The sequence below is a fragment of the Bradyrhizobium forestalis genome, assembly GCF_002795245.1.
GTDB lineage: Bacteria > Pseudomonadota > Alphaproteobacteria > Rhizobiales > Xanthobacteraceae > Bradyrhizobium > Bradyrhizobium forestalis.
Genome location: NZ_PGVG01000011.1, coordinates 178,934 through 199,797 on the forward strand (window position 1 = coordinate 178,934; position 20,864 = coordinate 199,797).

The 20,864-nt window shown below is 65.7% G+C and carries 17 protein-coding genes; 9 read left to right on the forward strand and 8 right to left on the reverse strand.

The features are described from left to right. Positions 1 to 17: 17 nt before the first annotated feature. From CVM73_RS16040 to CVM73_RS16050, 3 genes are read right to left on the reverse strand one after another with little or no spacing between them, the layout of a single operon-like run. Entirely contained in the window at positions 18 to 2,393 is a 2,376-nt protein-coding gene (locus CVM73_RS16040) for a xanthine dehydrogenase family protein molybdopterin-binding subunit (RefSeq protein ID WP_100232916.1), read from the reverse strand. Continuing rightward, on the reverse strand, positions 2,390 to 2,911 hold the full coding sequence (locus CVM73_RS16045) for a (2Fe-2S)-binding protein (protein WP_100232917.1): 522 nt from the start codon (positions 2,909 to 2,911) through the stop codon (positions 2,390 to 2,392). The genes CVM73_RS16040 and CVM73_RS16045 overlap by 4 nt, the downstream gene beginning before the upstream one ends. Next, entirely contained in the window at positions 2,908 to 3,768 is an 861-nt protein-coding gene (locus CVM73_RS16050; RefSeq protein ID WP_100232918.1) for an FAD binding domain-containing protein, read from the reverse strand. Before CVM73_RS16050 ends, CVM73_RS16045 begins: the two co-directional genes overlap by 4 nt. Positions 3,769 to 4,024: 256 nt before the next feature. Here CVM73_RS16050 and CVM73_RS16055 point away from each other — a divergent pair, with 256 nt between their 5' ends. Beyond that, positions 4,025 to 4,645: a TetR/AcrR family transcriptional regulator gene (locus tag CVM73_RS16055; RefSeq protein WP_167406862.1), complete on the forward strand. Its 621-nt coding sequence runs from the start codon at positions 4,025 to 4,027 to the stop codon at positions 4,643 to 4,645. Here the strand turns inward: CVM73_RS16055 and hutU are convergent, their stop codons facing one another. The 3 genes from hutU to hutI are packed head-to-tail and all read right to left on the reverse strand — an operon-like array spanning position 4,646 to position 9,115. Then, on the reverse strand, positions 4,646 to 6,316 hold the full coding sequence (hutU, locus tag CVM73_RS16060; protein ID WP_100232920.1) for a urocanate hydratase: 1,671 nt from the start codon (positions 6,314 to 6,316) through the stop codon (positions 4,646 to 4,648). Between the two features lie 13 nt (positions 6,317 to 6,329). Further along, positions 6,330 to 7,904 carry a histidine ammonia-lyase gene (gene hutH / locus CVM73_RS16065; protein WP_100232921.1) on the reverse strand — a complete coding sequence of 525 codons (1,575 nt, stop codon included), beginning with the start codon at positions 7,902 to 7,904 and terminating at the stop codon, positions 6,330 to 6,332. Further along, positions 7,901 to 9,115 (reverse strand): imidazolonepropionase, encoded by a 1,215-nt coding sequence (gene hutI / locus CVM73_RS16070; protein WP_100232922.1) that lies wholly within the window; start codon positions 9,113 to 9,115, stop codon positions 7,901 to 7,903. The genes hutH and hutI overlap by 4 nt, the downstream gene beginning before the upstream one ends. 86 nt (positions 9,116 to 9,201) lie before the next feature. Here hutI and CVM73_RS16075 point away from each other — a divergent pair, with 86 nt between their 5' ends. The 8 genes from CVM73_RS16075 (at position 9,202) to CVM73_RS16110 (ending at position 19,627) form a co-directional block, all read left to right on the forward strand. Then, complete coding sequence (locus CVM73_RS16075) at positions 9,202 to 10,560, forward strand: formimidoylglutamate deiminase (RefSeq protein WP_100232963.1); 1,359 nt, start codon at positions 9,202 to 9,204, stop codon at positions 10,558 to 10,560. Next, a complete protein-coding gene (gene hutC / locus CVM73_RS16080) occupies positions 10,557 to 11,285 on the forward strand; it encodes a histidine utilization transcriptional repressor HutC (RefSeq protein WP_100232923.1) in 729 nt (242 codons plus the stop codon). The genes CVM73_RS16075 and hutC overlap by 4 nt, the downstream gene beginning before the upstream one ends. A 105-nt stretch (positions 11,286 to 11,390) precedes the next feature. Then, complete coding sequence (locus CVM73_RS16085; protein WP_100232964.1) at positions 11,391 to 12,335, forward strand: ABC transporter substrate-binding protein; 945 nt, start codon at positions 11,391 to 11,393, stop codon at positions 12,333 to 12,335. A gap of 71 nt (positions 12,336 to 12,406) precedes the next feature. Next, positions 12,407 to 13,180 carry an ABC transporter permease gene (locus tag CVM73_RS16090; protein WP_100232924.1) on the forward strand — a complete coding sequence of 258 codons (774 nt, stop codon included), beginning with the start codon at positions 12,407 to 12,409 and terminating at the stop codon, positions 13,178 to 13,180. Further along, a complete protein-coding gene (locus CVM73_RS16095) occupies positions 13,177 to 13,962 on the forward strand; it encodes an ABC transporter ATP-binding protein (protein ID WP_167406863.1) in 786 nt (261 codons plus the stop codon). The genes CVM73_RS16090 and CVM73_RS16095 overlap by 4 nt, the downstream gene beginning before the upstream one ends. Further along, positions 13,955 to 15,187 carry a Zn-dependent hydrolase gene (locus tag CVM73_RS16100; protein ID WP_100232925.1) on the forward strand — a complete coding sequence of 411 codons (1,233 nt, stop codon included), beginning with the start codon at positions 13,955 to 13,957 and terminating at the stop codon, positions 15,185 to 15,187. The genes CVM73_RS16095 and CVM73_RS16100 overlap by 8 nt, the downstream gene beginning before the upstream one ends. A 178-nt stretch (positions 15,188 to 15,365) precedes the next feature. Continuing rightward, the gene (locus tag CVM73_RS16105) at positions 15,366 to 16,526 is read left to right on the forward strand and encodes an MFS transporter (RefSeq protein WP_100232926.1); all 1,161 of its coding nucleotides are present in this window, start codon (positions 15,366 to 15,368) and stop codon (positions 16,524 to 16,526) included. A 257-nt stretch (positions 16,527 to 16,783) separates the two neighbouring features. After that, the gene (locus CVM73_RS16110) at positions 16,784 to 19,627 is read left to right on the forward strand and encodes an ATP-binding protein (RefSeq protein WP_100232927.1); all 2,844 of its coding nucleotides are present in this window, start codon (positions 16,784 to 16,786) and stop codon (positions 19,625 to 19,627) included. Positions 19,628 to 19,650: 23 nt separating this feature from the next. On the opposite strand, the gene msrA is transcribed toward CVM73_RS16110, so the two are convergent. Next, a complete protein-coding gene (gene msrA / locus CVM73_RS16115) occupies positions 19,651 to 20,166 on the reverse strand; it encodes a peptide-methionine (S)-S-oxide reductase MsrA (RefSeq protein WP_100232928.1) in 516 nt (171 codons plus the stop codon). Between the two features lie 137 nt (positions 20,167 to 20,303). Continuing rightward, positions 20,304 to 20,726 carry an OsmC family protein gene (locus CVM73_RS16120; protein ID WP_100232929.1) on the reverse strand — a complete coding sequence of 141 codons (423 nt, stop codon included), beginning with the start codon at positions 20,724 to 20,726 and terminating at the stop codon, positions 20,304 to 20,306. Positions 20,727 to 20,864: the final 138 nt, after the last annotated feature.

Consider the following 20,864-nt stretch of genomic DNA (forward strand, 5'->3'; position numbering starts at 1 on the left):
CTCCAACTGTCTTTTTTCTAGAAACGCTTCAGGGCTTTCAGGACTTTTGCAGGCGTGATTGGGATTGAATTGATCGTCGCACCTAACGGCGCGAGCGCATCGTTGACGGCGTTGAGCACGCAGGCGGACGCCGCCGCTGTGCCGGCCTCGCCAACGCCCTTGGCGCCGAGTTCGGTGTCGGCGGTCGGCGTCTCGACATGGGCGATGACGATGTCGGGCATCTCCATCGGCATCGGGACGAGGTAGTCGGCGAGCGAGCCGTTCATGAGCTGGCCTGTCTCGCTGTAGCGGCATTCCTCGAACAGCGCCGCGCCCAGCCCTTGCACGATACCGCCGCGCAGCTGCTCGTCCACGAGCATCGGATTGATGACCCGGCCGCAATCCTCGACGATGAAATGCTTCAGGAGCTTGATGAGGCCCGTATCGACATCGACCTCCAGCGAGCAGCCCTGGATGCCGTTGGTGAAGGCGAAGGGATAACCCTGCGGCGCGAAGTGGTGACTCACGGTGAGCTGCGCCTGGGTGCCCGGCGGCAACGTATCGGAGCGGAAATAGGCGATGCGCGCGATCTCCGCGATCGGCATACGCTGGTTCCGCGTGCCTGCATCGACCACGTCGCCATCGATGATGTCGAGCGCCGACGGCTGCTCCTGAAGAATCAGCGCGGCGATCTCCAGGATGTTGCGCTTGAGCGCGCGCGTCGCCTGAAGCGCGGTCTCGCCACCGATGCCGGCACCGCGGCAAGCCCAGGTGGCGCCGCCATGCGGCGTCACCTCGGTATCCCCAGTGATGACCTTGACGTGCTCCTGCGCAAGGCCGAGCTGATCGGCCACGATCTGGCTGATGATCGCCTCGGTCCCCTGCCCCTGCTCGGTGACCGAGATCAAGCAACGCACCTCGCCCGACGGCGTCAGGCTGACGATCGCCCCGTCCTGCGAGGAAATACGCGCGCCGCCGACGCCATAGAAGGCGGGACTCGGATTGGTGATCTCGACAAAGGTGGCAATGCCGATGCCGCGGTAGACGCCGCGTTTGCGCAAATCCACCTGCTCGGCACGCAAGCCCTCATAGTTCATCAGCTCATGCAGGCGATTCAGGCAGGCCTGATGCGACAGCGCCTCGAAGCGGTAGCCGGTCGGCGAGGTCTGCGGATAGGCGTCGTCCGCGATCACATTCTGCGCGCGGATGGCGAAGGGATCGAGGCCGAGCTTGCTCGCTGCCATGTCGACCAGCCGTTCGGTGACGGCGCAGGCGATGGGATGGCCGACGGCACGATATTGGCTGGTCTGCACCTTGTTCTGGAAGATTACTTCCAGCGTGGCACGGTAATTCCTAAAGCGATAGGGCGCGCCGATCAGGCGGATCACCTGATTGCCCTCGACCACGCTGGTGCGCGGATAGGTCGAGAATGCACCGATCGCGGTCAGGTCCAGCACGTCCATCGCGAGAATCTCGCCCTTGGCGTCGAGCGCCATGCGGGCGCGGACGCGGTGGTCGCGGGCGTGAATGTCGGAGACAAACGACTCGATGCGGTCGGCGACATACTTCACGGGGCGGCCGAGCAGGATCGAGAGGCCGACCACCGCCATGTCCTCGTGATAGACATGCAGCTTCATTCCGAAAGAGCCGCCGATGTCGGTCGCAATCACGCGAACACGGGCTTCCGGGATGCCATAGTGCCGCGAATAGAGGTCCTGGAACTGGTAGGGCGTCTGGGTGCCATGATGCACGGTGAGCATGCCGGCGGCGGGATCGTAGTCGGCGACGATGGCACGAGGCTCCAGCGTCACCGCGGTATGGCGGCCGAAGGAGAATTCCTCCTCCACCACATGAGCTGCATGCGCGAAGGCGTCATCGACGGTACCGTTGTCGAGCTGGCTGCGGAAGCACACATTGCTCGCGCTGCCGGGATTGACCGGCGGGCTGCCGGCCTCACGTGCGCCGTCGATGTCGACGACAATGGGAAGGTCCTCGTAATCGACCTCGATCAGCTCCAGCGCATCCTCGGCGATCGCACGATTCTCGGCGACGACGGCGACCACCGCCTGCCCGGCCCAGACCACGCGATCCAGCGGCAGCGGCAATTGCGGCGCGGAGGTCATGCCCTTGAAATGATCGAGGGTCCCGGTCCAGGGCGTGCAGATTTTTGCGAGATCAGCGCCCGTCGCGACGAGATGCACGCCCTCCAGCGCGCGCGCCTCGTCGGTATTGATCGAGAGGATCTTCGCGTGGGCATGCGGACTGCGCAGGAACGCAGCATGGAGCATGCGCGGCAGACGGAGGTCGCTGACATAGCGCCCGCGCCCCGCGAGCAGGCGCTTGGCATTCGGCCGCGGCACGGAACGGCCGATATAGGAATTCGGACGATCGAGCGAGGTCAGCGGCGCGCTCATGTCGTGCCTCCGGCGCTGCGGGCTTTGGCGACAGTGTCGATGGCGTCGACGATGGCTTCATAGCCGGTGCAACGGCAATAATTACCCGACAGCGCGTCGCGGATCTGCTCGCGGCTCGGCTGCGCCATCTGCGAGAGCAGCTCGTGGGCGTTGATCAGCATGCCCGGCGTACAGAAGCCGCATTGCAGCGCGTTGCGGCGATGGAATTCGGCCTGCAGGTCGGCGATCGCCCCGTTCTCGGTGAGACCCTCGATCGTATTGATCCTGGCGCCGTCGGCTTGCACCGCAAGCATCAGGCAGGAGTGCACGGCGCGGCCGTCGATCTGCACCAGGCAGGCGCCGCACGCGCCCATTTCGCAGCCGGCATGCGTACCGGTCAGCTCCAGCTCGTTGCGCAGACAATCGACCAGCGTCTCGCGCGGTGCGACTTCGCAGGCGACCTTGCGGTCGTTGACGACGAAGCGGACCCGCACGGTCTCGTCGGCATCTTCCAGGTGTGCTTCGCCAAAGCCGCTCATGCGCCCTCACCCAGACGTCCGAGCAGGCGGCCAAGCAGCACGCGGGCGAGATGCAGCCGCATTGCCGGCGGCACCTCGTCGCTCTCGGGCGGGGCGAGATCGCCTTCGAGCGCTCCTTGCGCGGCCGCAATACGCTCGGCATCGAGACGCGCGCCGATCAGGGCACGTTCGGCCCCCCTCACCCGGGTCGGCGTATTGCCGACGGAGAAGAACGAGATACGGATGTCGTCGATGTGCTCGCCGGTGAAAGTCCCGAGCATGCCGCAACCGACCAGCGCATAATCCCCACGCCGCCGCGCCAATTCGTCGAACGCAAAGCGCTGATCAGCCTTGAACAGCGGAACGTAGACCGCGGTAATCAGCTCGCCGGGCTGCAATGCCGTCTCGAACAGGTCGATGAAGAAATCATCGGCCTTGACCCGTCGGCAGCCGGAGGGCCCGGCGATCTCGATCTCGGCATCCAGCGCCAGCGTCATCGCCGGAAATTCAGACGCGGGATCGGCGAGCGCGACGCTGCCGCCGAACGTGCCGCGGTTGCGGATGGCCGGATGCGCGACGAACGGCGCCGCCGCATGCAGCAGCGGTGCGAACTCGGCGATCAACGGCTCGCTCAGCATCTCGCAGTGGCGCGTCAGCGCACCGATGCGCAAATAGCCGCCTTCGCGCCCGACGCCGCGCAGCTCGCCAATGTGGGTGATGTCGATTAGTAGCCGCGGCGCCTGTAGCCGCAGCGACAGCGCCGGCACGAGGCTCTGGCCGCCGGCGATGAAACGCGCGTCGTCCCCGGCGCGCGCGTGAGCGTCCAGCGCCTGGTCGATCGTTGCAGCACGAAAATAGCTGAAAGCCTTCGCCTTCACTGCCGTTTCCTCGAGATCCCATCGGCTCACCAGCCGGGATGCCAGATTTGTAACCATCTGGTCTCAAAACCCTGACACGCCGCCGGGAAGCGGTCAACAGGAAATGACCATTTGGTCACAAATGCGCCTTGGGCTATGAAGGCTATGAGGCGTGCGATTCAGCGACGAAATGGCCCGAAAAGCGCAGAGAACGGCGAAACGACCGGTCCGCAAGCGGACCGAGACAGGCAGCAAGTCTGCGCCAAAGCGCCGCAACATGCGCGCGGCGGATCGAGAGCGCGCGATCGTGGACGAGGCGATCCGTTTCTTTGCGGAGCGCGGCTTCGAAGGCCAGACCCGCGAGCTCGCCAAGCGCATGGGCATCACGCATTCGGCGATCTACCGCCACTTCCCCAGCAAGGAGGCGCTGATCGAGCGGGTCTACCAGGAGGTTTATCTCAGCCGCTGGTCGCCCGATTGGGGACCGATGATCCGCGACCGGGCCCTGCCGCTGGAGGTGCGGCTCACCCGCTTCTATCTCGACTATGTCGAACGCGTGTTCGAGTACAATTGGGTGCGGATCTTCGTCTTCTCCGGCATGAAGTCGTTCGGCATCACCAGCCGCTATCTCGATATCGTCCGCCGCGAGATCATCGAGCCGGCAGCTGCCGAGCTGCGCCATGAGCTGAAGTTGCCCGACGCAAAAGCTCACGCATTGAGTGAACGCGAGACCGAGCTGTTCTGGGGCCTGCACGGCCGAATCTTCTATCTCGCGATCCGCAAGTTCATCTACGCGACGCCGATTCCGCCCGATCTCGACGCCATCGTCCGCGACGCCGTCCAGACTTTCATGGACGGCGCCAAGACGACGATGCCGAAGCTGCTAGTGCGCAGCTAGCTACTTCGAAAGGCTCGGCAGATCGAGGCCCTTGTCGCGGGCGCAATCGATCGCGATGTCGTAGCCTGCATCGGCGTGGCGCATGACGCCGCTGGCGGGATCGTTCCACAGCACGCGCTCGATCCGCTTCGCGGCCTCAGGCGTGCCGTCGGCGACGATCACCATGCCGGCGTGCTGCGAATAGCCGATGCCGACGCCGCCGCCATGATGCAGCGATACCCAGGTCGCGCCGCTGGCGCAATTGAGCAGCGCGTTGAGCAGCGGCCAGTCGGACACCGCATCCGATCCATCTTTCATAGCCTCAGTCTCGCGGTTGGGGCTCGCCACCGAGCCGCTGTCGAGATGATCGCGGCCGATCACGATCGGCGCTTTCAGCTCGCCCCGCGCCACCATCTCGTTGAAGGCAAGGCCGAGGCGATGGCGGTCGCCGAGGCCGACCCAGCAGATTCGCGCCGGCAGGCCCTGGAACTTGATGCGCGCCTTGGCCATGTCGAGCCAATTGTGCAGATGCCTGTCGTCAGGCATCAGCTCCTTCACTTTGGCGTCCGTCCTGAAGATGTCCTCGGGATCGCCCGAGAGCGCGGCCCAGCGGAACGGCCCGACGCCGCGGCAGAACAAGGGACGGATATAGGCGGGCACGAAGCCGGGGAAATCGAACGCGTTCTTCAGGCCCATGTCCTGCGCCATCTGGCGGATGTTGTTGCCGTAGTCGAGCGTCGGGATGCCCTGCGCATGGAAATCCAGCATCGCCTGGACGTGCTCGACCATCGACGTCTTCGACGCGCGCTCGACTGCCTTCGGATCGGACGCGCGCTTGGCTTCCCATTCCGCCAGCGTCCAGCCCTTCGGCAAATAGCCGTTGATCGGATCATGCGCGCTGGTCTGGTCGGTGACGATGTCGGGCTTCACGCCGCGACGCACCAGCTCCGGGAAAATCTCCGCGGCATTGCCGAGCAAGCCGACCGAGACGGCCTTCTTGGTCTTCGTGGCTTCATCCATGATCGCGAGGGCTTCGTCGAGCGTCGCCGCCTGTCGATCGAGGTAGCCAGTACGCAGCCGCATCTCGATGCGGCTCGGCTGGCATTCGACCGCGAGCATCGAGGCACCGGCCATGGTCGCGGCGAGCGGCTGCGCGCCGCCCATGCCACCGAGGCCTGCGGTCAATATCCATTTGCCAGCGAGGCTGCCACCGTAATGACGTCGCCCGACCTCGACGAAGGTCTCGTAGGTGCCCTGCACGATGCCCTGGCTGCCGATATAGATCCAGGAGCCCGCCGTCATCTGGCCGTACATCATCAGGCCCTTCCGGTCGAGCTCGTTGAAATGGTCGAGCGTCGCCCAATGCGGCACGATGTTGGAATTCGCGATCAGCACACGTGGCGCGTCCGCATGGGTCCGGAACACGCCAACCGGCTTGCCAGACTGCACCAGCAGCGTCTGGTCGCCGTCGAGCTTGCGCAAGGCCGCAACGATACGGTCAAAGCTCTCCCAGTCACGCGCGGCGCGGCCGATGCCGCCATAGACCACGAGTTCGCTTGGGCGCTCCGCCACGTCCGGATCGAGATTATTCATCAGCATGCGCAAAGGCGCTTCCGTCAGCCAGCTCTTGGCGCTGATGTCGCTGCCGCGCGGGGCGCGAATGGTGCGGTCGTTGTCCAGTCGGCGGTTCATGCGGAAGACCTCTTCAGTCAAGTCTCGTTTCATCAAGTCTTGGAAACGGATCAGTTGGAAGCGCCGTGAGCGCGATGGTCGGCAGCAGGTCCGCTTCGACCAGCGCAGCGGCCTTGGCGAGATCGCCCGCCATGTAGCGGTCAGCGCCAAGCGCGGGCACCTGCTCGCGCAGCTCCGAAATGACGGCAACGAGCGGCGCGCTGGTCGCATGCGGCGCGCGCAGCGTGATGCCTTGCGCTGCGACCAGAAGCTCGATGCCGAGGATGGCGGCGAGATTGTCGGCCATATCAGAGAGGCGCCGCGCGGCATGCGCGGCCATCGAGACATGGTCTTCCTGGTTGGCGCTGGTCGGCGTCGAATCGATCGAGCAGGCAGCTGCGCGCTGCTTGTTCTCGGCATAGAGCGCGGCGGCCGTCACCTCGGCGATCATGAAGCCGGAGTTGATGCCGGGATCGGGGGTGAGGAACGGCGGCAGGCCGAAATTCAGCGCGGGATCGACCAGCGTCGCGATGCGCCGCTCGCTGATCGCGCCGATTTCCGACAGCGCCAGCGCGATCGCGTCAGCGGCAAAGGCCACCGGCTCGGCGTGGAAATTGCCACCGGAGACGATCTCGCCGGTCTCGACCAGCACCAGCGGATTGTCAGTGACGGCGTTGGCCTCGACGATCAGCATGCGCGCCGCCTGCATGATAAGATCGAGCGCTGCGCCCGCGACCTGCGGCTGGCAGCGCAGGCAATAGGGATCCTGCACGCGCTCGTCGCCTTCGAGGTGGGACAGGCGGATGTCGCTGCCGTCGAGCAAGGCCATGAGTGTTGCAGCCGCCGCGATCTGTCCGGCATGGCCGCGCAGCGTCTGAATTTCGGGACGGAACGGCGCCGTCGAGGCCATCGCCGCGTCGACCGATAGCGCGCCGGTCACGAGTGCGGCGCGGGCGAGGCGATATGCACGCAGCACACCTGATATGGCGTAGGCGGTCGAGAACTGAGTGCCGTTGATCAGCGCAAGGCCTTCCTTGGGCCCGAGCGTCAGCGGCGTGAGGCCGGCGGCCTTGAGGGCCTCGGCGCCGGATACGGTTTTCCCGTCAACGATCGCCTGCCCCTCGCCGATCATCACCGCCGTCATGTGCGCGAGCGGCGCCAGATCACCGGAGGCGCCGACCGAGCCTTGCTGCGGCACCAGCGGATAGACACCCCGCGCCAGCATGTCCTGCAACTGCTCGATCACCTCGCGGCGTACGCCGGAGGCGCCACGCCCGAGCGAGATGATCTTCAGCGCCATCATCAGGCGGATGATCGACTCGGGCGTCGCCGGGCCGACGCCGCAGCAATGCGAGACGATGAGGTTGCGCTGGAGCAGCGCGGTCTGGTCCGGCGGGATGCGCTTCGACGCCAGCTTTCCGAAGCCAGTGTTGATGCCGTAGACCGGCGCGTCAGCCTGTGCCGCCTTCGTGACAATCTCCGCCGCCGCTTCCACGCGCGGCCAGAACGACGGATCGAGCACGACGGGCGCACCATCGAGCACGCACGAGAGATCATCGAGACTGACCGTCCCCGGTTTGACGACGATCGAGGTGTCCTGCTCCGTCACTGCCCCCTCCAAACCCGGCGGTGCAGCGGATTGAAGCCGATGCGGTAGACCAGCTCGGCGGGACGCTCGATGTCCCAGATCGCAAGGTCGCACCATTTGCCGGCCTCCAATGTGCCGGTCTCATTCAGTAGGCCGAGCGCCCGCGCGCCTTCACGGGTGATGCCGGCAAGGCACTCGGCCACATTCATCCGGAACAGCGTCGCGCCCATGTTCATCGCGAGCAGCAGCGAGGTCAGTGGCGAGCTGCCGGGATTGCAGTCGGTCGCCAGCGCCACGGGAACGCCATGCTTGCGGAGCGTCTCGACCGGCGGCTTCTGCGTCTCGCGAATGAAATAGAACGCACCGGGCAGCAGCACCGCCACCGTTCCGGCCTTCGCCATCGCGGCGGCGCCGGCTTCGTCGGTATGCTCCAAATGATCGGCCGAGAGCGCGGAGAATTTTGCGGCAAGCGCAGCACCGCCGAGGTTCGACAGCTGGTCGGCATGCAGCTTCACCGGCAGGCCAAGCCCCCTCGCCGCCTCGAACACTCGCGCCGTCTGCTCACCGGAAAATGCGATCCCTTCCATGAAGGCATCGACGGCATCGGCAAGTCCAGCCTTGGCGACCGCGGGCAGCATTTCCTTGCAGACGAGGTCGATGTAACGATCCTTGTCGCCATCGGCCTCCACCGGCAATGCATGTGCGCCAAGGAAGGATGTGCGGATCGCGACCGGACGCTGACGGCCAAGGCTGCGTGCAGCGGAGAGCTGCCGCATCTCGGTCTCGGTATCGAGGCCGTAGCCAGACTTGATCTCGACCGTGGTCGCGCCCTCGCCGATCAACGCATCGAGCCGCGGCAGCGCGCTTGCGACGAGCTCGGCTTCACTCGCCTTGCGCGTCGCCGCCACCGTCGAGACGATGCCGCCGCCGGCGCGCGCGATCTCCTCATAGCTTGCGCCCTTCAGGCGCAGCTCGAATTCATGCGCGCGGTTGCCGCCATAGACGAGATGGGTGTGGCAGTCGATGAGGCCCGGCGTGATCCAGCGCCCCTCGCAATCGATCCGATCGATCGCATCGGCATCAACGGGAAAATCCGCCCGCGCGCCCGCATAGGCGACGCGGCCCCCGCGCGCGGCGATGATTCCGTTCTCGATCTCGCCGAGGTCGGGACGGTCGGGCCGCATCGTCGCGAGGCGGGCATTGTGCCAGATCCGGTCGAAGCGCTCTGCCATGCGGGTATCCATTCGCCGTCGGATTGCTTGACTTATATGTCTAGACATATAATCGTAAGCCGGTTCTGTCCAGCCGGCGTGTGATCATGACCCGACTGCATTTCGCTTCCGCGCTCCTGCCTTCGGGCTGGGCAAATGACGTGCAGGTGGTGGTCACCGCCGGCGCGATCGCGGCGGTGACGCCGGGCGTGGCACCGGCGGCCGGCGACGAGCGCCATGCCATCGCGCTTCCGGGACTTGCGAGCCTGCACAGCCACGCCTTCCAGCGCGGCATGGCGGGGCTTGCCGAATTGCGCGGCGATTCCACCGACACGTTCTGGACCTGGCGCGAGACGATGTACCGCTTCGCGCTGGCAATGACGCCCGACGACGTCGCTTCTGTGGCGACGCTGCTCTATGTCGAGATGCTGGAGCAGGGTTTTACCCGCGTCGGCGAATTCCACTATTTGCACCACGACCGCGACGGTTCGCCCTACGCCGACATCGCCGAGATGGCCGCGCGGATCGCGCAAGCTGCCGATGCCTCCGGCATTGCGCTCACGCTGCTGCCGAGTTTTTATGCGCATGGCTCCTTTGGAGGCGCGGCACCGCATGACGGCCAGCGCCGCTTCATCTGCTCGGTCGATCGGTTCGCCGCATTGATGGCGGCCTCGCGCAAGGTTATCGCGAACTTGCCGGGCGCCAATATCGGCATCGCACCGCACAGTTTGCGCGCGGTGACGCCGGACGAACTTCGCGCGATCATTCCGCTTGCCGACGGCGGGCCGGTGCACATTCACGCCGCCGAGCAGGTGAAGGAAGTCGAGGATTGCCTGGCCTGGTCGGGCCGGCGGCCGGTGCAATGGCTGCTGGAGCACGCGCCCGTCGATCACCGCTGGTGCCTCATCCACGCCACCCATACAACGGATGAGGAGGTCGCCGCCTTCGCCAAGACCGGCGCAGTCGCGGGCCTCTGCTCCATCACGGAAGCGAGCCTCGGCGACGGCATTTTTCCGGCGCGCGCGTTTCTCGATGCCGGCGGACTGTTCGGTGTCGGCACCGATTCCAACGTGCTGATCGGCGTCGCCGACGAATTGCGCCAGCTCGAATACGGCCAGCGGCTGAAGCACCGCCAACGCAACGTGCTCTCCGGCGGTGCAGGCCGCTCGACCGGACGCACGCTGTTTGACCATGCACTCGCTGGCGGCGCGCGGGCGCTGGCGCAGACAGCCGTTGGTCTCGCGCCCGGCGCGCGGGCCGACATCGTCACGCTCGACGCCGCGCATCCGTCGCTGGCGGGCCGCACGCACGACGCGGTCATCGACGGCTGGATCTTTGCAGCGGGCGGCGCTGCGATCGATTGCGTCTGGACCGGCGGCCAGAAGCTGGTCGAGGGTGGTCGTCATAAGCTGCGCCAGGTCGCTCGCGAACGCTTCAACACTGCGGTAGGGAGGCTCGTCGCATGAGCCTCGCCACCGATGCGGCCGACCAGCCGACGCTCTACAAACGCATCCGCGCCGACATCGAGAAGCGCATCCTGACCGGCGAGTGGCCGCCCGGGCATCGCATTCCGTTCGAGCACGAGCTGGTCGCGCGCTACGGCTGCTCGCGCATGACCGTGAATAAGGCGCTGTCGGAGCTGGCACAGGCCGACCTGATCGAGCGGCGGCGGCGCGCCGGCTCCTTCGTTCGCCGGCCGCAGCATCAGTCGGCGGTGCTCACGATCGCCGACATCCGCGCCGAGATCACCGCGCTCGGGCGCTCGTACGGCTACGAGCTGATCGGCCGCAAGCTGCGCGCGGCGACGGCTGCCGACCGCGACCGTCTCGGCGTGAAGAAGGCCGGCAAGGTGGTCGCGATCGCCTGCCGGCACAGCGCCGACAAGGTACCGTTCGCGGTCGAGGACAGGCTGATCGATCTCTCGTCCGTGCCTGACGCCGCGACCGCGGATTTCTCGCGCGAGCCGCCCGGCTCCTGGCTGCTTCACCATGTCCCATGGACAGAGGCCGAGCATACGATCAGCGCCATCGTTGCAGACGACCGCACGGCGGAAGCGCTCGACATCGCCGTCGGCGCGCCCTGCCTCGTGATCGACCGCTACACCTGGCGCAGCGCACGCACCATCACCGCGGTGCGCCTGCTCTATCCCGGTGACTCTCACCGCCTTGTCGCCCGATTCAAGGGAGGTTGAGAGGGTATGTCGGCACAATTCGTGCAACGCTTCGGGCAACGGTCCATGCAGGACCACAATGATCAACGGGACTTCAATCCATCGATCGGCAAGAGGACGACAATCATGCGTAATTCGACAATATTTGCGACAATCATTGCCCTCGCGGCCACGACCCCCGTGCTCGCCGACGACGTCAAGGTCGGCGTCGGCATCTCCGGGTGGACCGGCTTTGCGCCGCTGACGCTGGCGAAGGAGGCGGGCATCTTCAAGAAGAACGGCCTCGACGTCACGATCAAGAAGATCCCGCAGAAGGACCGCCACCTCGCGATTGCGTCCGGCGACATCCAGTGCGCGGCGACAACGGTCGAGACCTGGATTTCCTGGAACGCCAATGGCGTCGCCACCAAGCAGATCTTCCAGCTCGACAAGAGCTATGGTGCCGACGGCATGGCCGTGCGCAACGACGTCGCCGCGATCAAGGACCTGAAGGGCAAGACGGTCGCCGCCTCCGCGCCCGGCACCTCGCCTTATTTCGCCTTGGCCTGGATGCTCAAGAAGAACGGGCTTTCGGTGAAGGACGTCACCGTCGTGAACCTCGAGCCGGCTGCTGCCGCGCAGGCTTTCGTCTCCGGCCAGAACGATGCGGCGATGACCTATGAGCCGTATCTGTCCACGGTGCGAGCCGCGCCCGACAAGGGCAAGATCATCGCCACCACGCTCGACTACCCGATGGTCATGGACACTTTCGGCTGCACGCCGAAGTTCCTGACGGAGAATCCCAAGGCCGCCAAGGCCCTCGCCGACAGCTATTTCGAGGCGCTCGACATGATCGCCAAGGACCAGGCCAAGGCCTACGAGATCATGGGCGCCGACGTGAAGCAGACCGGCGAGCAATTCGGCAATTCGGCGAAATATCTTCGCTGGCAGGACAAGGCCGCGAACCAGAAGTTCTTCGCGGGCGACTTTCTGACCTTCAACAAGGAGGCCGCCGAGCTCCTGCTCGAGATCGGCATCATCAAGGCCGCGCCAAAGGTCGAGGACCTCTACGACGCGAGCTTCATCAAGTAAGCCTCAATGAGCTGCCGGTCCCGCCGCAAGGCGGGATCGGCGCCTAATCGACCACTCGGATAGACAGTTTGATGCGTCCCCTGGATCCCGTGACATCGAGGCAGCGCCTGGTCTATGGCCTTGCGTTCTTCGTGCTGTTCGTTGCCCTCTGGTCCTGGGCGACCTTCGGCGGCCATGTGTCGAAGACCTTCCTCGCCAACCCGCTGACCATGATGCAGGAAGGTTTTGAGCTGCTGACCAAGCAGGGCTTCGTATTCGACATCGGCATGACGATCTGGCGCGTCGTCGGCGGCTTTGCACTCGCGGCAGCCATTGCGGTGCCGCTCGGCGTGCTGATGGGCGCCTACAAGCCGGTCGAAGCTTTCCTCGAACCGTTCGTGTCCTTCGCTCGTTATTTGCCCGCCTCCGCCTTCATCCCGCTGCTGATCCTGTGGGCCGGCATCGGCGAGCTGCAAAAGCTGCTCGTCATCTTCATCGGCTCGGTGTTCCAGGTCATCCTGATGGTCGCGGTGACCGTCGGTGCGACGCGGCGCGATCTGGTCGAGGCCGCCTATACGTTAGGTGCGAGCGACCGCGGCATCATCCGCCGCGTGCTGCTGCCCTCCTCCGCGCCGGAGATCGCCGAAATCCTGCGGCTGGTGCTGGGCTGGGCCTGGACCTACGTCATCGTCGCCGAGCTGATCGGCTCGTCCTCGGGCATCGGTCACATGATCACCGACAGCCAGGCGCTGCTCAACACCGGCCAGATCATCTTCGGCATCATCGTGATCGGACTGATCGGCCTGATCTCGGACTTCCTGTTCAAGGCGTTCAATGCCTGGCTGTTTCCCTGGAAGCTCGCATGACCACCCTCAAGATCGAACAGGTCTCACGCACCTTCCCCGCACGACACGGCAATGCGCCGACCAGGGCGCTTGAGCCGACCGACCTCACCATCGCCAACAACGACTTCGTCACCATCCTCGGCCCCTCCGGCTGCGGCAAGTCCACGCTGCTGCGCATCGTCGCGGGCCTCGATCGTCCGACCAGCGGCCGCGTCACGCTCGACGGACGCGAGGTGACCGGCCCGGGCGCCGATCGCGGCATGGTGTTCCAGTCCTACACGCTGTTCCCCTGGCTGACGGTGCGCGAGAACATCGCCTTCGGCCTGCGCGAGCGTGGCGTGTCCGAGGCGGAGCGAAACAAGATCGCGGATGCCTTCATCCGCCAAGTCGGACTGTCTGGCTTCGAGAACCACTGGCCAAAACAGCTCTCCGGCGGCATGCAGCAGCGCACCGCGATTGCGCGCGCGCTCGCCAATGATCCAAAAATCCTGCTGCTCGACGAGCCCTTCGGCGCGCTCGACAATCAGACCCGCGCCCTAATGCAGGAGATGCTGCTCGGCATCTGGGAACGCGACCAGAAGACCGTGCTGTTCGTGACCCACGATATCGAGGAAGCCATCTTCCTCGGCAGCCGCGTCATCGTGATGAGCGCGCGCCCCGGCCGGATCAAGGCCGAGATCAATGTGGACCTGCCGCATCCGCGCTCCTACAAGATCAAGACCACGCCGGAATTCGTCCAGCTCAAGGAACGGCTGGTCGAGGAGATCCGCACCGAGGCGCTCAAGGTTGCCGAAAATGCCTGATACCCCGCCCCGCGCCGACGGCAATCGCGTCCTCGCCGACCTCAATGCACTGCGCGCCATCGGCGCCTACAAGACCGGTGTGCACAAGCCGACCTTCTCGGAGCCGCACAAGCTGTCCCTGGAGTGGCTGGTTCAGAAGCTGCCCGAGGCCAACCTCTCGGCGACGATTGACGGCATTGGCAATGTCTTCGGGGCGAGCGCGAAGCCCGGGCCGAAGCTGTTGGCGGGATCGCATCTGGAAAGCCAGAACTATGCCGGCTGGCTCGATGGCCCGCTCGGCGTCATCTACGCGCTCGAGGCGGCGCGCATGCTCAATACCGATCCATCGCTGAAGGGCGCGGTCGAAGTCGCCGCCTGGTGCGACGAGGAGGGACATTTCGGCCATTTCCTCGGCTCGCGCTCCTATGTCGGACAGGTCACCGAGGCCGACATCGATACCGCACGCGACCGCACCAGCGGTCGCACCATGCGTGATGCCCTCGCCGACATGGGGCTCGCCGGACGCCCGCGCATCGCCGCCGAGCCGGGACGGCACGTCGGATATCTGGAGGCGCATATCGAGCAGGGCGACACGCTCGAGAGCGGCCGCCTCGCGATCGGCGTCGTGACCTCCATCGTCGGCATCTGGCAGTACCAGATCAATTTTACCGGCGAGCAGAACCACGCCGGCACCACACGTATGGCGGTGCGCAAGGATGCTGGCCTGGCGCTGGCCAAGTTCTGCGTGGCGATCGACGAACGCTTTCCGGCGGCCTGCGGCCCGCGCACGGTCTGGACCACCGGTCGCATCACGCTCGATCCGGGCGCGCCGAGCATCATTTCGGGTGGCGCGGAAATGCTGTTCCAGATCCGCGACGACGATCCGGCGGCGATCGCGCGGCTGGAGCAATTGCTGCGGACCATGGCGGACGAAGCCAGTGCGAACGGCCCCTGCAGCGTCACCGTTGCGAAGCTGCGCACTGGTGCGCCCGCCATGATGAATTCCGGCTTTCAGGATGCGATCGAAGCCGCGAGCAAGGCCGTCGCCGGCGGCCGGTCCATCCGTATGCCCAGCGGCGCCGGGCACGATGCGCAGATGCTCGCGACCGTCATGCCCGCGGGCATGCTGTTCGTGCCGTCGATCGGCGGCATCAGCCATCACTGGACCGAGAACACGGCGGATGCCGATATCGTCACCGGCGCGCAGGTGTTCGTCGACGCCTGCCGGCGGATCCTCGGCGGCTAGAGCGATCTGCGGGCCAAACGCCGTGCGAGCGGCCCCGGATTACGCTTTCGCTCCATCCGGGCTACGGGAATCTGCTGAGGCACGCACTGCGACAATATGAACGCACTGCCGACATAAAGTCGCGGCAATCGAAGGGCTTGTCGGCCGCCCCGCCCGCCCCTGCTTCCCCGGAGTTCTCATGTCTTCTGCCGACCGGCCGGCGACCCGCCTTGCGACCCGGCTTGCCTTCCTCGTCGCGGGCTTTGGCATCGCGTGCTGGGCGCCGCTGGTGCCGTTCGCGAAAGCACGGCTCGCCGTCGACGACGGGGTCCTCGGGCTGCTCCTGCTCAGCCTCGGCATCGGCTCGGTCGTCGCGATGCTGCTGACCGGCGTTCTCAGCGCGCGCTACGGCAGCAGGCCGATCATCATCACAGGCGGGCTCGGTCTCACGCTGGTCCTGCCGCTGCTTGCGATCGCAAGCTCGCCCCCATCGCTGGCGCTGGCGCTCTTTGCGTTCGGCGCCGCGCTCGGCTCGATCGACGTCGCCATGAACATCCACGCCGTGGAAGTGGAGCGCGCCGCGGGTCACCCGCTGATGTCCGGCTTCCACGCCCTGTTCAGCATCGGCGGCTTCGCCGGATCCGCGCTGATGACGGCGCTTCTCTCGCTGCAACTCGGTGCCCTCGCCTGCACGCTGATTTGCTCCGTGCTGATGCTGATCGCGATGTTCGTGACCTGGCCGCGCCTGCTTCGCTCGGTGCAGGTGCAGGATGGTCCACTGTTCGTGCTGCCGCACGGATCGGTGCTGCTGCTCGCACTGCTCGGCGCCATTACCTTCCTGGTCGAAGGCGCGATGCTCGATTGGGGCGCGCTGCTCGTGATCGGCGCAGGGCTCGTCACCGAGGCGCAAGGCGGAGCCGGCTACATCGTGTTCTCCATCGCGATGACCATCGGCCGGCTCGGCGGCGACGCCGTCGTTGCGCGTATCGGGGACCGCACGACATTGCTCTGGGGCAGCCTCATAGCGATCGCGGGTTTTGTGGTCCTGCTCACAGCGCCCGTTGCGGCGATCGCCCTCGGCGGATTCCTGCTGATCGGGCTCGGCGCGTCAAATCTCGTGCCGGTGCTGTTTCGGCGGGCGGCGCGACAAACGGTGATGTCCACCGGGCTTGCGGTCGCGGCGATCACGACCGCGGGCTACGCAGGGGTCCTGATCGGCCCTGCCGGCGTGGGCTTCGTCGCAAGTCTTGGCGGATTGCCGATGGCATTTTGGCTGCTGGCCGCATTGATGGGTCTCGTCACACTGTCGGCGAGGATCGTCACGGCGGAGCAGCGCCAGATGTCGCACGTCGATGCGTGAGCGGCCTTGCGCCGAATTTACGGACGGAAAGGCCAGGAGCCGCAATGGTCCCATGCGAGGGCGCGAGCCCAGGCCATCGTCTTTGGCATGCCAACCTAAACCCTTCTTTCACAGGCACTATTTCGGCGGGCCGAAGCAAGCCCAGGCCATCTGTGCCAGTCTGTCTGCCATGCGGCTTTCGGCCAGTTTACTGGACGCGTCGTTCTGCTAGACCACAACGAAATACCTTTTGACTCCCGTCGAGGGGGCAATGGCACGTGCCAGCTCAAAGTAATCACGACTCGCACATTTCATTCGGGCCATTTCGGCTGTTTCCAAAGTCCCGGCTCCTGGAGAAGGAGGGGGCGCCGCTTCATATCGGCGGCCGCGCGCTCGATATTCTGATCTTGCTTGCCGAGCGCCCCGGTGAAGTCATCGACAAGAGGGAGCTGGTCAAGCGTATCTGGGCCGACGTGAATGTCGACGAGGGCAGTCTGCGCTTCCACGTCGCAGCGCTGCGCAAGGCGCTCGGCGATACCGGCAAGTCGGCCCGTTATGTCCTCAATGTGCCTGGCCGCGGCTATTGCTTTGTCGCACCGTTCGCTCAAGCGGCTCCGCCGGTCCCCTCAACCTCAGCCGAAATCGTCACCCCTCGCTCCCTGCCTGCTCAGCTTGCAAAGATGATCGGACGAGAGGAGGTGATCGAAAAGATTTCAACCGGATTGACGCTGCATCGCTTCATGACGGTGGTCGGCCCGGGCGGCATCGGCAAGACGGCCGTCGCCGTCACGGTCGGGCATCGCCGCTCGGCGGATTTCGGCGGACGCGTCTTCTTCGTCGATTTCGGTCCGCTCCGGGACGCCGGCCATGTCACGACCACCATCGCCTCGGTCCTCGGACTGACCGTCAGCGCGGAGGACCCGACGCCGGCCATTCTGACATTCCTGAGGACCGGACCGATCCTGCTGATCTTCGACAGTTGCGAGCATGTGCTGGACACGCTGGCTCCATTCGTCGAACGCATCGTTCGCGAAGCACCGCAGCTTCGCGTTCTCGCGACCAGTCGCGAGTCGTTCCGCAGCGAAGGCGAGCGGATCTTTCGGCTGTTCCCGCTGGATTGTCCGCCGGAGCGGGAGAGCCTCGATGTCGCCGAGGTCCTCGCCTACCCCGCGGCTCAGCTCTTCGTCGAACGCATCGCGCAGAGCTCGGGTCCGTTCCAGCTCAGCGCCGAAGAGGCGCCGCTGGTGGCGAACATCTGCCGGCGCCTCGACGGCATTGCGCTGGCGATCGAGCTCGCGGCGGGCCGTGTCAATGCGTACGGCATCGCCGGCACGGCCTCCCTGCTCGACAGCCGCTTTTCGCTGCAATGGCGGGGGCGGCGCACGGCCGTGCCGCGGCACCAGACGCTCGCCGCGGCCCTCGACTGGAGCTACGACCTGCTGCCTCCGGCGGAAAGCGCCACCTTGCGGCGACTGTCGGTGTTTGCCGGACCGTTCGCGCCGGAGGCCGCCGCCGCGGTCGCATCCGGCGATGGCCTCAGCACCTCGGAGACTTTGGAAGCCATCGACAGCCTGGTCACCAAATCGCTGATCTCGCCATCCGGTTCGCGGGCGCTGCGCTATCGCCTGCTCGACACCACGCGCGCCTACGCGCTCGGAAAGCTGAACGAGCTCGGTGAACTCAGGCAGTTCGCGCGGCGCCATGCCGAACATTTTCGAGATTTCTTCGAGCACGCGGAGGCCGATACATCGACACCGCTGCCCGAATGGCTGAGCATCTATGCGGGCGAGCTCGACAATGTGCGCGCGGCGCTGGATTGGGCCTTCGCGCCCGACGGCGACGCAAGGCTCGGTGTCGCGCTGACTGCGGCCGCGGTCACGCTGTGGGTGCGCCTTTCGTTGTTCGCCGAATGCCGCGAACGCACCAGAACGGCGCTTGCAGCGCTCGGAGACACCGACGGCGACGATCGCATCCGCATGCAGCTGCTGTCGGCGCTCGGCTGGTCACTGATGTATGGCGAGGGCCGCGCGCGCGAGGCGCGCCCGATCCTGGAGACGACTCTCGCGCTGGCGGACAGGCTCGACGACAAGGATTTCCGCCTGCGCGCGCTGTGGGGCCTGTGCATCGACCAGTTCAACAATGGGCAGTTCGGCAAGGCCCGTGCGTTCGCCGATCGTTTTGCGGGCGCGGCCGCGAACTCCCCTGATAAGACCGACCTCATGCTGGGCGACCGGCTGATGGCCGTCGCGCTGCACTATCTCGGCGACCAGAACGACGCGCGGCAGCGCATCGACCGGGTCAATGCATCGCTGCACGTGCTAGCGGAGAAGCCGAAGATCTTCCCGCTCGATCTCAGGATCTCGACGCAATATTTCCGGGCGCGCATCCTGTGGCTGCAGGGTCTCGCCGACCAGGCCCAGGCGCTGGCGGCAAGAAACATCGAGGAGGGCCGGGCCAACGGCCACGCCCTGACCTTCTGCAGCGTGCTGGGACAGGCCGCCTGCCCGATCGCCTTCTGGGCCGGCGATCTCGACGCCGCGGGACGCCACGGCAGCGAGCTGCTCGAGCACACCGAGCGGCACGCGATCCGGCTGTGGGGCCTGTGGGCAAGGGCCTTCAATGCGGCAGTCGTCGCCAAGCGCGGCGACGTCGCGATCGGCCTGCCGCTGCTGCGCGAAGAACTCAATCGCGCCGGCGATGCGCGCTTCCTGCCGCGCTTTCTTCCGCTGCTTGGCGAACTGGCGGCGTGCTTTGGCGAAGCCGACCAGTTCGACCGCGGCCTCGACGTCATCGAGGACGTCCTGACCCGCTGCAACGACCGGCAGGAGCTCTGGTATCTGCCGGAACTGATCCGTATCAAGGGAGAGTTGATGCTCGGGAGCGCGCGGCATTCGGAGGACGCCGAGCCACGCTTTCGCGAGGCCATGGAGATTGCCGGCCGGCAGGGTGCGCGCTTCTGGGAGTTGCGCTGCGCGATCAGCCTCGCGCGGCTCAAGATGGGGGCCGGCCGGAATGCGGACGCTCTGGCGGTTCTGAAGAATGCCTCCGGATCACTCACGGAGGGCGCCGAAATCGCCGACATGCGCACCGCGCGCGCGTTGATGGTGCAACTCCGGAACTGACCGCGCACCGGCACTGATGCGCGCTAACCTCCAACCGCAGCCGCGCGCCGCGGCAGCTGCCAGTCGGGCCGGATGAAGTGGCAGGTGTAGCCGTCAGGATAACGTTCGAGATAATCCTGATGCTCGGGCTCGGCTTCCCAAAACTCGGCTGCGGGCGCGACCTCGGTCACCACTTTGCCGGGCCACAGGCCAGACGCCTCGACGTCGGCAATGGTGTCTTCGGCGATCCGCTTCTGCTCCTCGCTCGTGTAGAAGATCGCCGATCGGTAGCTGGTGCCGAGATCATTGCCTTGGCGATTGAGCGTGGTGGGATCATGGATCTGGAAGAAGAACTCCAGCATGGTGCGGAAGCTGGTCTTGGCGGGATCGAACATGATCTCGATCGCTTCGGCATGGCCTTCGTGATTGCGGTAGGTGGCGTTCTTCACGTGCCCACCGGTGTAACCAACGCGGGTGGAGATCACGCCCGGCTGCTTCCGGATCAGGTCCTGCATGCCCCAGAAGCAGCCTCCGGCCAAAACTGCGCGCTCTGTCGTCATCTGTCCGCTCCCAATTGATCGCGTTGTCCGTTCTGCATCGGTCGATCATATAGGCTTTCGGCCGCCCGGCCGAAAGCCACGCATTGCACGCGTGTCCACCCGGTTCCTAGAACCGGATGGACCCAAAGCGATCACCGCTAAACCAGCTTGGCGTCGAGCGTGATCGCGGCGTTGAGCACCTTCGAGACCGGGCAGTTCTTCTCGGCCTCGCCGGCGAGGCGGGCGAAACCAGCTTCATCCAGGTTCGGCACCTTAGCGCGCAGGGTCAGCGCGGATTTGCTGATCTTGAATCCCTTGCCCTCGGGCTCGAGCGTGACGGCTGCTTCCGTCGAAAGCTCATCCGGCGTGAATCCTGCCATCTGAAGGCCGAAGGCCAACGCCATGGTGAAGCAGCCGGCATGGGCTGCGGCGATCAATTCCTCGGGATTGGTCCCCTTCTCGCTCTCGAAGCGGGTCTTGAACGAATAGGGCGTGCCGGCAAGCACGCCGGATTCGCTCGACAGCTGGCCCGTGCCATCGCGACCAGTGCCCTTCCAGACTGCTGTTGCCTTGCGGATCATTTCAGTTCTCCTTGTTTGATTTCAGCACTGGCGCTCGGTACCGGAGGAAAGCGACATTGGCACGACCGCCTATCGTGCTCCCAACCGATCGAGCGCTGCAGCGGTTCCGTCAGGTCCCGATCTCCCCCACGTGGAAGC